Raw genomic sequence first — 13,353 nt, forward strand, 5'->3', positions numbered from 1 at the left:
GAAACCTGGATCTTCTTCTAGCTGTCGGATTCGCGGCGGCCAGGCCGTCCGGCAGGCGATCCCGGTCACGTCGCTAGAGGCGCAGCACCGGTGGGGCCAGCGCGAGCACTGGTCGCGCCGCGTCCGGCAACGGAACTATCTCGCCGCGGCACGGACTCGACTGGTGACGCCTAGCGCCCCTCCAGACGCACCCTAGGGGCCGCACGGGCCCGTCAGGCTGCGCCACGCACGTACGCGCTGCTTGATCGAGGCGAAACCGCCCATCCGAAGACCCGGTGTCCAGCGGACCTCAACTCAGTCAGGCTGCAGGGAGGCGCTTCGGCCCTGTCACATCGGAGACCGTTCACCCACCGGCGAGGCGCGCAGTGTCTCGGATCCCCGATCGCCGACGACGACGCCGGAGCGAAGCTCCCGACGCCCCTGCTGGTATCGAGCCTGCCAGCCGGAGGCTGACCCCGCGGACGACCGCTAGGTCGTCTTCAGCATGAGGATCGTGTTCGCGGTCCAGAGGAGCGCGAACGCGATCGTCCAGCGGTTCAGGTTGCGCTCGACCATCGAGCCGCCGCCGAACTTGCCCTGGCCGGTGCCCACGCCGAAGGCCCCGGAGAGCCCGGCGTCCTTGCCCGAGTGCATGAGCACCAGGAAGATGAGGACGACGCTGAACGCGACCTGGATGACGGCGAGGACGTTCTCCATGGCGCTAGCGATGGTACTCGTCGAGCGCGCGCAGGAGCTCCACCGCCTCCGCGCGCAGCTCGCGGTCCAGCGCCTTCCAGTCGCCCTCGTCGAGCTTGCCCGTGCGGAAGTCGAGCTCCGCCTCGCGGATCTCGCGGTACTTGGCCTCCTTGGCCGCCTCGAGGTCGGCGATGCGCGAGGCGTCGCGCTCCTCGGCCGTCGCGGCGCCGCCGCGCAGGGGCGCGCTGACCCACCAGACCACGAGCGCCAGGGCCACGAGGGCGAGCAGGATCGCGGCGACGTCCACGGGGTCCGCGAGCTAGGCGCCCGCGGCGAGCTCCCGGGCCACGCGGGCGCGCAGCCGCGCGGTCACGGGCCGCGGGGCGGTGCCGCCGGGCGGGACCAGGGCGATCAGGCCGCCGAGGAAGACGAGCAGGCCGCCGACCCAGATCCACGTGACCATCGGCGAGACGATGAGGCGGAACGTCGCGGGGGGCGGGCTGTCGGTGTAGCGGTCGACCAGGCCGCGCAGCGCGGAGCCCAGCGCCATCCCCTGCTGCTCGGGCGTGAGCGCGTCCGCGGCGTCCGCGAACACCTTGTCGCCCTCGGCGATGATCGGCTCGAGCTTGCCGATGTCGGGCGAGACCGCGGTCCACAGGTCCTTCGTGGCCCCGGCGTCCATCGCGATCTCGCTCGTCGCCTCGCCCTCGAAGAACCGGCCGACCGGGCCGAGGCCGCCCGCGTCGCGCGACGGGTAGTAGCCGCGCTCGGGGTGCAGCCGGGCGACGACCTCGCCGTCCTTGCGCACCGTGAGCTGCGCGCCGAGCACGATGCGCTCGACGTCCCCGCCCTGGGTGTCGATGCGCGACGTCGGCTCGTCGTAGCGGACGTCGTAGCCGCCCACCCGCGCGGTCTCACCCGGGGACAGCCGCGTGTCGGACGCGTTCTGGAAGGCCGACGACGCCGCGACGCCGATGAATAGCACGGCCATGCCGACGTGCACGAGGTAGCCGCCGTAGCGCCGGCGGTTGCGGTCCACGAGGGCGACCAGCGCGCGCAGCGGCCCGTCGTCGCTCATCGCGCGCCGCGCGCGCACGCCGCGCCACAGCTCCTGCCAGACGCCCGCCAGGACGAAGGCGCCGAGGACGAACATGACGAGCGCCAGCGGCCGTCCGCCCCCGCCCAGGGCGATCGCGACCACGCCGCCCGCGACGCCCCCGACCGCCGGCCACAGGAACGACCGGCGGGCGTTGGCCAGCGTGCCGCGGCGCCAGGCGATGAGCGGGCCGATGCCCGACAGCAGCACGAGCACGAGCGCCAGCGGGACGATGTACTTGTCGAACCACGGCGGGCCCAGCGCCTGCTTCGTGCCGGTCACCGCCTCGGCGATCAGCGGGAAGAACGTCCCCCAGAACACGACGAACGCCAGGCCGACGAGCACGAGGTTGTTGCCCAGGAAGACCGCCTCGCGCGACCACAGCGAGTCCAGCCGGTGCTCGGAGCGCAGGACGTCCAGGCGCGAGACGACCAGGGCGATCGAGCCCGCGACCATCACGCCGATCAGCACGAGGAACGGGACGCCGAGCGTCGAGGCGCCGAACGCGTGGATCGAGTCGAGGATCCCCGAGCGCACGAGGAACGTGCCGAGGATCGAGAGCACGCCGCAGCTCAGCGCCAGCGACGCGTTCCACACCTTCAGCATGCCCCGCCGCTCCTGGATCATCAGCGAGTGGATGAACGCCGTGCCGGTGAGCCACGGCATGAGCGAGGCGTTCTCGACGGGGTCCCAGGCCCAGTAGCCGCCCCAGCCCAGCTCGGCGTAGGACCAGCGGGCGCCCAGGAGGATCCCGATGCCCAGGAAGAACCAGGCGGCCAGGGCGAAGCGGCGCGTCGCCGCGATCCACTCGGCGTCGACGCGCCGGACGATGAGCGCGCCGACCGCGAACGCGAACGGGATCGCGAAGAGCGTGTACCCGCTGTAGAGCATCGGCGGGTGGCTCATCATCGACGGGTGGCGCAGCAGCGGGTTGAGCCCGGCGCCCTCCGCCGGCGGGGTGGCCAGCGTCGTGAACGGGTTGGCGCTGAAGACGAGCAGGCCCGCGAAGAACGCCGCGAGCCCGAGGAGCACCGCCGTCGCCCACGGCTGCACGTCGCGCAGGCGCCGCCGCGTCAGGAAGAGCACGAGGCTCGACCAGAGCGACAGCAGGAGCAGCCACAGCAGCAGCGAGCCCTCCTGCGAGGACCACGGCGCGGTCGCCTTGTAGAACGCCGGGGTGGTCGTCGAGGAGTGCGAGGCGACGACCGAGAAGCTCAGGTCGGTGCGCAGGAACGCGGCCTCGAGGATCGCGAACGACGCGACGGTCAGGGCGGCCAGCGCGTAGACGCAGCGCCGCGCCGAGAGGGCGAGGTCGCGCCGGCCCCGGACGCCGGCCATGACGGCGATCACCGCGCCGAAGACGGCGACGGCGAGCGCCAGGACCAGGAGCGCGCGACCGAGGTCAGCCATGCGCCCGGCCTAGGTGGTCTGGTTCTTCTCGGTGAACTTCGACGGGCACTTGGTCACGAGGGTGTCCTTGACCCCCGTGAAGCCGCCGCCCGCGGACGTGCGCTGGACGTCGATGATGATCTCCCGACCATCGCGGAACGGGTCCGGGATCGCCCCGCGGTAGGTCACGGCGACCTGCTGGCCGCTGCCGTCGCGGTCCATCACGCGGAAGCTCTTGCCGCCGTCGACGTCCTTGATGGACCCCGGCACGACCTTGCCGGTGAGCTGGTAGGTCTGGCCGACGGTGGCCGTGGCGAGCTCGCTCGGGGTGCGCGCCTCGCTGGAGGCGCTGAAGCTCGTGTAGATGAGCGCGGAGGCCAGCACCACGGCGGCCGACAGCGCGACGACCAGGCGGATGGTGCGCTTGCGGGAGGGGTCCATCGAGGTCCCATCATGGCACGCGCGCTGACCGAGGTCGCGGTGGACCACCTGTCGACCGGGCAGGGACTTGCTCAACGACGTCGTAGGACGTCCGACCACAGGAGGGAAACCATCCGGCCCTTCCTGCGTTGTTGAGAGAGAGCATGCGCGTTCGACCCTCCGAGCTCCTGACCCGCACCCGGCGCGACCAGCGCACGGGCCCCGTCCGCCGCGGCGAGCTGCGTCCTGGCGCTCCGGCACCCGACCGCCCGGCCTCCTCGCCTGCGCGGGAGCCCCAGCCCAGCACGCCCGAGCTGCGCGAGGAGCGCCGCATGCGCGAGGCCGGCGGTCCGGAGGACAAGGCCTTCTACACGTGCTCGTGCGGCTTCGCGTTCGAGGCTGCGGTGACCACCTCGGTCGCCTGCCCGCACTGCGGGACCGGCCAGGCCTGGTAGCGCGGCACCGCCGCGTGTGACCAACCGCACAGAGGCTCCTACGACGGCGTAGGATGCCGCCCATGGGAACGGGTGCGGGCACGCGCGTCCTCGCCGTCGGCCTCATCGCCCTCATGGCGCTGGGCAGCGTCTTCCTCTGGCTGGGGATCCCCTTCCTGTGGATCTACGGCGCCTCGCAGATGGTCGAGAGCTCGCAGCCGTCGCTCGGCCCCTACGTCCTCGTGCTCTTCGGGATCCCGATCTCGATGGTGCTCGTGGGCAAGGCGCTGTCGCGCCTCAACCGGGTCTACGGCGACGTGACGGGCACGACGCCGACCGTGAAGGTCCGCACGCCGTGGCTGCGCTCGATGCGCGGCGAGCGCGACACCGACCGGCCGCGGACGATCCTCGACGTCGTCATGGTCATCAGCGTCTCCGTGGCCCTCGCGCTCTTCGGCCTGTGGTTCCTGTTCTTCGCCGAGGGCGGCGGGCTCCCCGGCCAGTAGACGCAACTGGTCCAACCAGTTACGCTGCCCTCCATGCAGGAGGGTCTCCTCTCCCCCGTCGCGCGCCAGTCCGTCGCCGACGGGGTCCACGAGCAGCTGCGCCGCGCCATCCTCGACGGCCTCCTGGCGCCGGGGTCGGCGCTGCCGGGCGAGCGCGAGCTCAGCACGCGCTTCGAGGTCAACCGCCACGCCGTGCGCCAGGCGGTGGGCCGCCTCGCCCAGGCGGGTCTGGTGACCGTGAGCCACGGCGGCGCGACGCGCGTCAACGACTGGCGGCGCACCGCGGGGCTCGACGTCCTGGCCGACCTCGCGTTCGGCGAGGGCGGGCGGCTGCCAGACGGCGACGTGCTGCGCAGCGCGCTCGAGATGCGCTTCGGCATCGGCGTCGACGTGGCCCGGCGCGCCGCTGGCCGGGCGACCCCGGAGGTCGTCGGCGCCCTGCGCGCGCACGTCGAGGCCGGCCGCGCCGCCGCCGAGCTCGACGAGGCCGAACGCCACTACGCGGCGCTGTGGCAGGAGCTGGTCGAGGGCAGCCGCAACGTGGCCTACCGCCTGGCGCTCAACAGCCTGGTGCGGGCGCTCGACCAGTCGCGCGAGCTGACGCTCGAGCTCTCGGCCCTCGAGGTGCGCGACCACGCCGCGCAGCACGCGCTGGTCGACGCGGTCGAGGCCGGCGACGGGGACCGCGCCGCCGCGCTCGCCGCCGACCTCCTGGGCCGGATGCCGGCGGCCGCCGAGCGCCTGCTGGAGGCGGCGGCGTGATCAACCTCGTCCTGTACGCCATCCCGGCGTTCCTGCTGCTGCTCGCCGTCGAGTTCGCCGCCTACCGCCACCTGGCCGACGACTTCGACGGCCCGGGCTACGAGCCGCGCGACACCGCGACGTCCCTGACCATGGGCATCGGCTCGCTCGTCGTCAACGCGGGCTGGAAGCTCGTCGTCGTCCTCGTCTACGCGGGGCTGCACGAGCTGGCGCCGGTCGACCTGCCCGACGGCGCCTGGTGGGCGTGGGTCCTGCTGTTCTTCGCCGACGACCTGGCCTACTACTGGTACCACCGCCTGCACCACGAGGTGCGCGTCTTCTGGGCCAGCCACGTCGTCCACCACTCCAGCGAGCACTACAACCTCTCGACGGCGCTGCGCCAGACCTGGACGCCGATGACGGGGCTGCCCTTCTGGGCGCCGCTGGCGCTCATGGGCTTCGAGCCGTGGCAGATCCTCCTCGCCCAGAGCTGGAGCCTGCTCTACCAGTTCTGGCTGCACACCGAGCGGATCTCGCGGCTGCCGCGCTGGGCCGAGTTCGTGCTGAACACGCCGTCGCACCACCGGGTCCACCACGGCTCGCAGGAGCAGTACCTGGACCGCAACCACGGCGGGATCCTCATCATCTGGGACCGTCTCTTCGGGACGTTCCACCCCGAGGGCGAGCGGGTCCGCTACGGCCTGACGACGAACATCGGGACGTTCAACCCGGTCGACGTCGCCTTCGGCGAGTACCGGTCGCTGTGGCGCGACGTCCGCACGGCGCGCTCCTGGCGCGACCGCGTGGGCTTCCTGCTGCGCGGGCCCGGCTGGCAGCCCGGCGCACCGGCGCCCGAGGAGCCGCTCCTCGCGCGCGCGGGCGCGAGCGCGCCCGAGGACGGACAGGGCGCTCAGGTCGCCGGTCTCGCGGGCCGATGACGACGCGTAGGGGTTCTGCCCGCCCCCTACGCTCCGCCCGTGAACGCCCCTCGCCCGTCTCGCCTTCGCTCGCTGCTGGCCGGTGCCTGCGCCGCCGCGGCGTTCGGCGCGCTCGGGCTCGGGCCGGCGGCCTCGACCGCGTCGGCCGCGATCTCCTGCCGGATGAACGTCGCGACGCAGCTCTCCAGCGCGTACGCCGCGTCGTTCACCTCGACGATGGACGTGCGGGTGCGCAGCCGCGAGGGCCGGCCGCTGCGCGGCGTCCGCGTCCAGCTCTACACCTTCGGCGGCGAGCGCCTCGGCGTCGGCGTCGTCAAGCGCACGGTCCGGCGCTTCGGCGCGGTCGACGTCCGCCTGCGCCTGAGCGCCCCGATGCAGGCGGGCGGGCTCACGCTCGTCGTCAGCGAGGAGCGCCGCGCGCCGTGCGGGACGCCCAAGAAGACGCGCGTGGTCCGGCTGCGCGGGTGCGCGACGACCCTGCCGGTGCGGGCCGTGACGCTGCCCGGCGGTCGCGCGGCCGACTACGAGCAGTGGCTGACCGTCCCGATGGAGCCGACCGGCGCCAGGACGCTCACCAACGTGCTCTCGCAGGTCTTCACCTTCGACGGCACGCTCGTCGGGACCGCCCAGCTGGCACGGCTCTTCGGTCGCGCCGACCTCGACCACGCGCTCGGGCGCCCGCTGGCGCCGGGCGGCTACTCGCTCGTGGTCACCGCCCAGGTCGCCGGCCAGCCCGGGTCCTGCGGGCGGGTGTCGCGGTCGTTCCCGCTGACCTTCGCCTAGCCGTGCGGCGCGCGCCGGCCATCGCCCTCGGCCTCGCCGCGCTCGCGGGTGCGCTCGCCCCGTCCTCCGCGGCCGCGCAGGCCGCCCGCTGCTCGGCCTCCGCCCTGCCCGTGGCCGTCGTCGCCCCGACGCCGGCCGCCGCGGCCTACGGCAAGGAGCTGCCGCTGCTGGCCCGCAGCACGGGACGCCGGGTGACGGGCCTGACGCTCCGGCTCACCCGGCGGGGCCGGACCGTCGCCCGCGGCGCCCTCGGCCGCGCGCTGACGACGAGCGGTGGCCGCGTGCGCCTCACCGTGGAGGGCGCGCTGCGCGCCGGGGCCCACCGCCTGGCCGTCAGCGGCCGGGCCAGCGGGTGCGCCCGGACCGTCACGACCACCCGGAGCCTGCGGTTCTCCGCGGCGCGCCGCCTCGCCGTGACCGGCGTCGACGAGGGCGACCGGACGCCGGGCGCGCCGCGCCAGGTCACCGTCCGCGTCCGCCCGCGGGCCGGCGTGCCGCTGCGGCTGGTGCGGGCGACGCTCCTGGACGCCGCCGGCCGGACCGTCGGCACCGGCAGGCGCGACGCGGCGATCACCCGCGCCACGCCGCTGACGCTCGCGCTGTCGCGCGACGCCGGCGCGGGGACCTACGAGCTCGTGCTCAGCGCGCGGTCGGGGAAGGAGCGCGCGTCGCGCGTCCTGCGCCGGGCCCTCGTGCTGGCGGCCGCCCCGCCGGCCCCGCTGCCGACGCCCGCCACGTCGCTGGCCCCCACGACGCCTGTCGAGACCCCGACCGGCGTCACGCCGGGCGTGTTCGCGCAGGGCATCTCGCTGCGCTGGAGCGCCGGGACGGGCGCCGGCAGCGAGCAGCGCGGCTTCGCCGTCCCCGGCATCGGCAGCGGCGAGGTGGTCTGCAGCCCGCGGGCGCAGTACCTGCGCGTCGTGCCGAGCGACGGCAGCCACGAGACGTCGATGGTCCTGTGGACCCACCGCGACTGGACGGACTGGCGCGAGTCGGCCCTGCGGGAGTCGACGACGACGCTGGGCTCCTCGCCCGAGTTCCTCGAGGGCCTCAACAAGTTCTCCGCGCCGGCCTGGGACGGGTCGAGCAACGGGTCCGAGAAGCGCTCGCACGGCTACATGGTCGGCGTGGTCTCCGACCGCGGGCCGTTCGGCGGCCCGGGCGAGGCACGCACGCCCACGACGATCCGGATCTCCTGGGACTGGGACTTCACGACGGGCGGTGCCGAGCGCTGCAGCGTCGACCTCGACGTCCACACCGAGGGCGCCGGCGGCGACGGTCCCGGCACCCTGCAGGCCCGCTCGCTGCCGGTGACCTGGCGCGGGTCGGCGACGGCCGCCGGGCGCGACGCGGTGGTCCGCGACGTCCCCGGCTTCGGCCGCGTGGCGGTGGAGTGCCGCCCGGGCCCGAGCGGCTCCCGGCGCCTCACCGTCGTCGATCCGGCGCCGGGCCTGCGGGTCGACGCCTGGACCTTCCAGGGCTCGGACACCACCGGCGTCTCGCTGGTCGCCGCGCCCTACGTCCTCGAGCTGCCCACGAACGGCCTGGTGCAGGGGGAGCTGTGGATCGACGACGGCACGGGGCGCAAGGGCGACCTCCACGAGCTGCTCGTCGCCTCGCGCTGGAAGGTCAACGACCCCGACCCGGCCCAGAACGCCTGCGGCCTGGCGGGGCAGGTCCTGCGCCGCTGATCGGTGCCGGATCAGGGTGGTCGCGCGTGGGATCAGGGTGCTCCCTGATGGCGCGCCTCCCGCGCCCTGGGACCTTCTCCTCACCGCAGGTCACCACCACCGCACAGAGGACAGGGACATGGGCTTCTTCAAGGACATCAAGCAGCTGAAGCAGACGGCCGACGCGATGACGCCGCAGGAGTACAAGGGCTTCGGCGGCGGGCTGCGCCACATGCGCGACGGCGTCGCGCAGGCCAACCAGATGCTGGGCGGCATGGCCGCCGAGGCGCAGAAGGCGCAGACGCTCATGGCCACGGGCCGCGTCGGCAGCGCCACGGTCACCGCGCTGCGCGACACGGGCGCGTCGATCAACGACAACCCGGTGGTGGAGCTCGACCTGCAGGTCTCGCTCGACGGCCAGGAGCCCTACGCGGTCACCCACCGCCAGACGATCGCGCGTCTCGCGGTCCCCGGCTTCCAGCCCGGCAGCACGGTCCCGGTCCGCGTGGACCCGTCCGACAAGCACTCGCTCATCGTCGCCTGACCCAGGGCAGTCAGGAACGGCCTTCTCAGGGGGCCACGGGCCGGACGCGCCACCCCCTTGGCGCGTTCGGCCCTTCGGCGTCGCCGGGCCGGCTCACACCGCGACGACGCGGAACGACGGCGCGGCGGTGCGCGCGACGACCCGGGCACGGTGCGCGTCGATGCGCTGCAGGGCCGCCTCGTGCAGGGCGAGGGCCGCGCACAGCCGGTCGTGGTGCGCCTCGGTCGCCGCCGACCAGCCGTCGTCGGGCAGCGCCTCCAGGCGGTCGAGGCGGCCGCGGACCTGCTCGACGCGGCCCTGGATGCGGTCAGCCGTCTCGCGCAGGCGGCCGAGCCGGTCGCCCTCCGCCGGCGGGTCCGCCGGGGCGCAGGGCTGCCACACCGCCGGCAGGCAGGCGGCCTCGAGCACGAGCCGCACGCGCGACCCGCGAGCTCCGGGCTGCGACCGACGTCCATCTCGCGCGCGAGGCGGCGCATGACGCCCACCCCGAGCCCGCCCGCCGGAGACGCGACGAGCCCGCGGCCGTCGTCCTCCACCACCGCCACGACGGCGTCGCCGTCGGTCAGGACGGTGAGCCGGACGCGTCCCACACGCCGTCCCGGCGCTCCGGCGTGGCGCACGACGTCGCTCGCGGCCTCGCTCACCCCGAGGACCGCGGCCTCGACGATGCGGTGACCCTGCCCCCGCAGCGCCTCACGCGTGACGCGGCGCAGCGTCGCGACGGCGTGGGGCGTCGCCACGAGGTCGACCACGGTCCGGCGGTGCATCGGCCCGGGGCTACCCGGAGGACGCGGCAGGATGCCCGAGGTGCGCGTCGAACCTGCGGGCGAGATGGACGCGCTGCTCGGCTTCCTGCTGGTCTGGGCCCTGCTGCTGATCGGCGGGCTCCTGGTTGCGCTGTGGGTCCACGACGACCGCGAGCGCGCGCAGCGGGTCGCGCAGCGCGCGCGGGCGCTCGCCGCGACCGGCCTGCGCCACGTCACCGACCGGGTGCACGAGGTGCGCACCGGCCGGCGCCGCGACGCGGCTGTGTGACGTCGCGCCACCTACCTGCGAGGTCATGGACGGGGTGCGGGGCGCGTGGCACCGTGGACGGGCGACCCCACCCACCAGCTAGGAGGCAGCGTGGACCTCTCCGTCATCACCACCATCGCCCAGGCGGGCGCTGAGCTCGAGGCCGCCGGCGGCGACGCGGGCAAGGCGATCGCGCTGGGTCTGGGCGGCGGCCTGGGCGCCGCGGGCGCCGGCGTCGGCATCGGCTACATCTTCGGCAAGGTCATCGAGTCGGTGACCCGCCAGCCGGAGATGCGCGACGAGATCACCGGCATCCAGTGGCTGGGCTTCGCGCTCACCGAGGCGTGCGTGTTCTACGGCCTCGTGGCCGGCCTGCTCGCCTTCTTCCTCTAGCCCTGCGGGGCGTGCCGCGGGCCGGGTACGGTCCGCGGCGTGCCTCCCGCCAAGCGCCAGTCCCAGCCCGAGCACGAGCACGACGTCGTCGTCTTCGGCGCGACCGGGTTCGTGGGCAGGCTCACGGCCACGTACCTCGTCGAGCACGCGCCGGAGGGCACGCGGATCGCGCTGGGCGGCCGGTCGCGGTCCAAGCTCGAGCGGGTGCGCGAGGAGCTCGGTCCTGCCGCCGCCCAGCTCCCGCTCGTCGAGGCCGACAGCCAGGACGACGAGGCACTGGCGCGGATGGTGGCGTCGACGCGCGCGGTGGCGACGACCGTCGGCCCGTACCACGCGTACGGCATGCCGCTGCTGCAGGCGTGCGCGGCGGCGGGGACGCACTACGCGGACCTCACCGGCGAGGTGCTGTTCATGCGCCGCGCGATCGACACCGCACACGACAAGGCGATGGCCAGCGGCGCGCGCATCGTGCACACCTGCGGGTTCGACTCGATCCCGTCGGACCTCGGGGTCCTGCTCCTGCACGAGGCGGCGCGCGACCGCGGGCTGGGCGAGCTCGGCGAGACGACGTTCGTCCTGCGGCGCACGCGCGGGGGCTTCAGCGGCGGGACCATCGCGTCGATGAAGGGCCAGGTCGACGAGGCCCGTCGCGACCAGGCGGCCCGGCGGCTGATGCTCGATCCCCACGGCCTCTCCCCCGACCGGTCCGCCGAGCCCGACAACGGCGAGCGCGACCCGATGGGCGTCGTGCGCGACGACGAGCTCGGCGGGTGGCTGGCGCCGTTCGTCATGGGCTCGGTCAACTCGCGCGTCGTGCGGCGCTCGAACGCGCTGCAGGGCCATGCCTACGGGCGCGGGCTGCGCTACCGGGAGCTCATGCTCGGGGGCGCCGGGCCGGTCGGGGCGGCGCGGGCCGGCGCGATCGCGGCGGCGATCCCGGCGATGTTCGGCGGCCTGGCGATCCCGCCGACGCGCATGCTGCTGGACCGGCTGCTGCCCGACCCGGGTGAAGGCCCGAGCGAGCGCAGCCGCGAGCGCGGGTTCTTCGAGATCGACGTCCACACGCGCACGACGGGCGGCGAGCACCTGCGCTGCCGCGTCGCCGCGCAGGGCGATCCCGGCTACAAGGCGACCGCCGTGATGCTCGGCGAGAGCGCGCTGGCCCTGGCGCTCGACGAGGCGTCGCTCCCCGACGCCGCAGGCGTGCTCACGCCGGCGACGGCGATGGGCGACGTGCTCGTCGACCGGCTGCGAGCGGCCGGCCACACGTACGTCGTGGCGACGGGCTGAGCGGGCTCGAACGGGTTCGAACCCACGACCCGCGGGGCGGCGGACGGTTGCACCGTGCGCCGTCCTCCCCTACCGTCGTCGGTCCTGATGGTCGTCCACCTGCGCATGGAGCTGGTCGCGTCCACCGCCCCGAAGACGGGCGCGGTCGCGGCTGCGTGCACGGGTCGACCGTCGGCGCGTCAGCGGATCAGCGACCCCTCCTCGGGCGTCTAGCGGGAGCGCCGGTCCATGGCTCCCGCGACGTTCGCGGGAGCCGCTTCGGCCACGGCCCGGAAGGGGCGTGGCGGGTGGGACCGCGACGCAGTCATCTCAGCGATCCAGGAGTGGGTCGCCACCTACGGCGAGCCGCCGCGTGCGGCCGACTGGAACCCGTCCTCGGCCAAGTGGTCCGGGCAGCTGTGGCGTGTCGAGCGCTACCGCGCCGGCCGGGCCGACGGGTCGTCCTGGCCTGCCCTGAACTCCGCCAAGCGGCCCTTCGGCGGGTCACTCGGGGCGGCGATCCGGGCGGCCGGGTTCGAGCCGGCCAGGCCGGGGCCGCGCCGGCGCACCGACGTCGACGTCGCGCAGGCCGACCGGGCCCAGATGGACCCGGAGGCGCGCGCCATGCTGCGGGCGGCGCTCGCGAGCGCGCGGGAGGCCGAGGGCCGCGTCGCGCGGCTCGAGGCGGCCCTGGAGCGCGAGCGCGAGCGGGCCGCGTCGGCGCCGCCGAAGGTCGTCCGCGAGCGCGTGGTCGACCAGGCGGCGGTGACGCGGGCCCAGCGCCGGGCGGCGAAGGCCGACGAGCGTGCCGCGGCGGCCGTCCGCGACGCCCGCGAGCAGGTCGCGGGCGCGCGGATGGACGCGGCGGAGGCCCGCGCGGCGGCCGGCCGGCTGGCGGCGCGGCTCGAGCGGGCCGAGGCGACGATCGGGACGCTGCGCGGCGAGCGCCGGGAGCTGGCCGCCGAGGCCGCGCGCCTCGGCGACCGGCTCGTGGCGGCGCAGCGGCTGCTCGACGCCGCCCGCGAGGCGGCGCGGTCGCAGACCGCGCGCGTCGAGGTGGTGACGGTCCGCGAGGAGGCGCCGGAGGCGGCGGAGCTGCGCGACGCCCTCGCGGAGGCCGCGCGCTGCCGGCGCGTGGCCGAGGCGGCCGAGCTGCGAGCGGCCCGCGCCGAGCGCGAGCTGCGCGAGACGGTCGCGCTCGTCCGCGGCGAGGCCCGCCGGCTCACCCCCGCGGAGCTCGCCGACCTCCGCGCCTCCGGCCCCGCCGGCCCGGCCGTCCTCGCCCGCGCCCTCAAGGCCCTGGCGAGCGTCCGCGCCTCCGGCGGCACCGCCGACCTCCGCGCCGCCCTCCGTGCCGTCGCGGAGGCCGCGGTCACCTGGCAGGAGCGCCTGTGAGCGTGCGAAGAAGGGGACAGTCCCCTTCTTCGCACGCCACGCGATCCCCGCGCTGTGCAGGCACTTCGTGAGCGGCGGTCGACGAC

At 75.2% G+C, this 13,353-nt stretch carries 16 protein-coding genes and 1 pseudogene; 11 read left to right on the forward strand and 6 right to left on the reverse strand.

The features are described 5' to 3' along the window. Window positions 1–468: 468 nt before the first annotated feature. From secG to JUB12_RS07660, 4 genes are read right to left on the reverse strand one after another with little or no spacing between them, the layout of a single operon-like run. Window positions 469–696 (reverse strand): preprotein translocase subunit SecG, encoded by a 228-nt coding sequence (secG, locus tag JUB12_RS07645; RefSeq protein ID WP_205699021.1) that lies wholly within the window; start codon window positions 694–696, stop codon window positions 469–471. 4 nt (window positions 697–700) lie between these two features. Beyond that, on the reverse strand, window positions 701–982 hold the full coding sequence (locus JUB12_RS07650) for a hypothetical protein (protein ID WP_205699022.1): 282 nt from the start codon (window positions 980–982) through the stop codon (window positions 701–703). 12 nt (window positions 983–994) lie between these two features. After that, the gene (locus JUB12_RS07655; protein WP_205699023.1) at window positions 995–3,181 is read right to left on the reverse strand and encodes a heme lyase CcmF/NrfE family subunit; all 2,187 of its coding nucleotides are present in this window, start codon (window positions 3,179–3,181) and stop codon (window positions 995–997) included. 9 nt (window positions 3,182–3,190) lie between these two features. Beyond that, window positions 3,191–3,601, reverse strand: a complete 411-nt coding sequence (locus JUB12_RS07660; protein ID WP_205699024.1) for a cytochrome c maturation protein CcmE — start codon at window positions 3,599–3,601, stop codon at window positions 3,191–3,193. Window positions 3,602–3,744: 143 nt separating this feature from the next. Here JUB12_RS07660 and JUB12_RS07665 point away from each other — a divergent pair, with 143 nt between their 5' ends. The 7 genes from JUB12_RS07665 to JUB12_RS07695 all read left to right on the forward strand — a co-directional run bounded on the left by JUB12_RS07665 (window position 3,745) and on the right by JUB12_RS07695 (window position 9,196). Next, entirely contained in the window at window positions 3,745–4,035 is a 291-nt protein-coding gene (locus tag JUB12_RS07665; RefSeq protein WP_205699025.1) for a hypothetical protein, read from the forward strand. Window positions 4,036–4,097: 62 nt separating this feature from the next. Further along, entirely contained in the window at window positions 4,098–4,520 is a 423-nt protein-coding gene (locus JUB12_RS07670; protein WP_205699026.1) for a hypothetical protein, read from the forward strand. Window positions 4,521–4,553: 33 nt separating this feature from the next. Beyond that, a complete protein-coding gene (locus JUB12_RS07675; RefSeq protein WP_205699027.1) occupies window positions 4,554–5,282 on the forward strand; it encodes a FadR/GntR family transcriptional regulator in 729 nt (242 codons plus the stop codon). Continuing rightward, on the forward strand, window positions 5,279–6,199 hold the full coding sequence (locus JUB12_RS07680; protein WP_205699028.1) for a sterol desaturase family protein: 921 nt from the start codon (window positions 5,279–5,281) through the stop codon (window positions 6,197–6,199). The genes JUB12_RS07675 and JUB12_RS07680 overlap by 4 nt, the downstream gene beginning before the upstream one ends. Window positions 6,200–6,238: 39 nt before the next feature. Further along, window positions 6,239–6,982, forward strand: coding sequence for a hypothetical protein (locus tag JUB12_RS07685; protein ID WP_205699029.1), 744 nt, complete (start codon window positions 6,239–6,241; stop codon window positions 6,980–6,982). A gap of 2 nt (window positions 6,983–6,984) precedes the next feature. After that, complete coding sequence (locus JUB12_RS07690; protein ID WP_205699030.1) at window positions 6,985–8,673, forward strand: hypothetical protein; 1,689 nt, start codon at window positions 6,985–6,987, stop codon at window positions 8,671–8,673. Window positions 8,674–8,791: 118 nt separating this feature from the next. Beyond that, complete coding sequence (locus JUB12_RS07695) at window positions 8,792–9,196, forward strand: hypothetical protein (protein WP_205699031.1); 405 nt, start codon at window positions 8,792–8,794, stop codon at window positions 9,194–9,196. A gap of 93 nt (window positions 9,197–9,289) precedes the next feature. Here the strand turns inward: JUB12_RS07695 and JUB12_RS07700 are convergent, their stop codons facing one another. Together JUB12_RS07700 and JUB12_RS22335 are read right to left on the reverse strand one after the other, a co-directional pair. Beyond that, window positions 9,290–9,613, reverse strand: a complete 324-nt coding sequence (locus JUB12_RS07700) for a hypothetical protein (protein ID WP_205699032.1) — start codon at window positions 9,611–9,613, stop codon at window positions 9,290–9,292. A gap of 29 nt (window positions 9,614–9,642) precedes the next feature. Beyond that, window positions 9,643–9,963, reverse strand: a pseudogene (locus JUB12_RS22335) (ATP-binding protein); the annotation flags it as partial. A 31-nt stretch (window positions 9,964–9,994) separates the two neighbouring features. Here JUB12_RS22335 and JUB12_RS07705 point away from each other — a divergent pair. The 4 genes from JUB12_RS07705 (at window position 9,995) to JUB12_RS07720 (ending at window position 13,267) form a co-directional block, all read left to right on the forward strand. Further along, the gene (locus tag JUB12_RS07705) at window positions 9,995–10,231 is read left to right on the forward strand and encodes a hypothetical protein (protein ID WP_205699033.1); all 237 of its coding nucleotides are present in this window, start codon (window positions 9,995–9,997) and stop codon (window positions 10,229–10,231) included. A 90-nt stretch (window positions 10,232–10,321) separates the two neighbouring features. Beyond that, window positions 10,322–10,603 (forward strand): ATP synthase F0 subunit C, encoded by a 282-nt coding sequence (atpE, locus tag JUB12_RS07710; RefSeq protein WP_205699034.1) that lies wholly within the window; start codon window positions 10,322–10,324, stop codon window positions 10,601–10,603. A gap of 39 nt (window positions 10,604–10,642) precedes the next feature. Next, window positions 10,643–11,893, forward strand: a complete 1,251-nt coding sequence (locus JUB12_RS07715) for a trans-acting enoyl reductase family protein (RefSeq protein ID WP_205699035.1) — start codon at window positions 10,643–10,645, stop codon at window positions 11,891–11,893. A gap of 228 nt (window positions 11,894–12,121) precedes the next feature. Next, entirely contained in the window at window positions 12,122–13,267 is a 1,146-nt protein-coding gene (locus JUB12_RS07720) for a hypothetical protein (protein WP_205699036.1), read from the forward strand. Window positions 13,268–13,353 lie beyond the last annotated feature (86 nt).

It is taken from the genome of Conexibacter sp. SYSU D00693, assembly GCF_017084525.1.
In the GTDB taxonomy this organism is placed as follows: Bacteria; Actinomycetota; Thermoleophilia; order Solirubrobacterales; family Solirubrobacteraceae; genus Baekduia.

What these genes read in the sequence shown, in the direction of transcription:
- JUB12_RS07695 (WP_205699031.1), top strand. Translation starts at nt 8,792, where the DNA reads ATGGGCTTCTTCAAGGACATCAAGCAGCTGAAGCAGACGGCCGACGCG.
- JUB12_RS07705 (WP_205699033.1), top strand. Translation starts at nt 9,995, where the DNA reads ATGCCCGAGGTGCGCGTCGAACCTGCGGGCGAGATGGACGCGCTGCTC.
- secG (WP_205699021.1), bottom strand. Translation starts at nt 696, where the DNA reads ATGGAGAACGTCCTCGCCGTCATCCAGGTCGCGTTCAGCGTCGTCCTC.
- JUB12_RS07660 (WP_205699024.1), bottom strand. Translation starts at nt 3,601, where the DNA reads ATGGACCCCTCCCGCAAGCGCACCATCCGCCTGGTCGTCGCGCTGTCG.
- JUB12_RS07655 (WP_205699023.1), bottom strand. Translation starts at nt 3,181, where the DNA reads ATGGCTGACCTCGGTCGCGCGCTCCTGGTCCTGGCGCTCGCCGTCGCC.
- JUB12_RS07675 (WP_205699027.1), top strand. Translation starts at nt 4,554, where the DNA reads ATGCAGGAGGGTCTCCTCTCCCCCGTCGCGCGCCAGTCCGTCGCCGAC.
- JUB12_RS07720 (WP_205699036.1), top strand. Translation starts at nt 12,122, where the DNA reads ATGGCTCCCGCGACGTTCGCGGGAGCCGCTTCGGCCACGGCCCGGAAG.
- JUB12_RS07670 (WP_205699026.1), top strand. Translation starts at nt 4,098, where the DNA reads ATGGGAACGGGTGCGGGCACGCGCGTCCTCGCCGTCGGCCTCATCGCC.
- JUB12_RS07665 (WP_205699025.1), top strand. Translation starts at nt 3,745, where the DNA reads ATGCGCGTTCGACCCTCCGAGCTCCTGACCCGCACCCGGCGCGACCAG.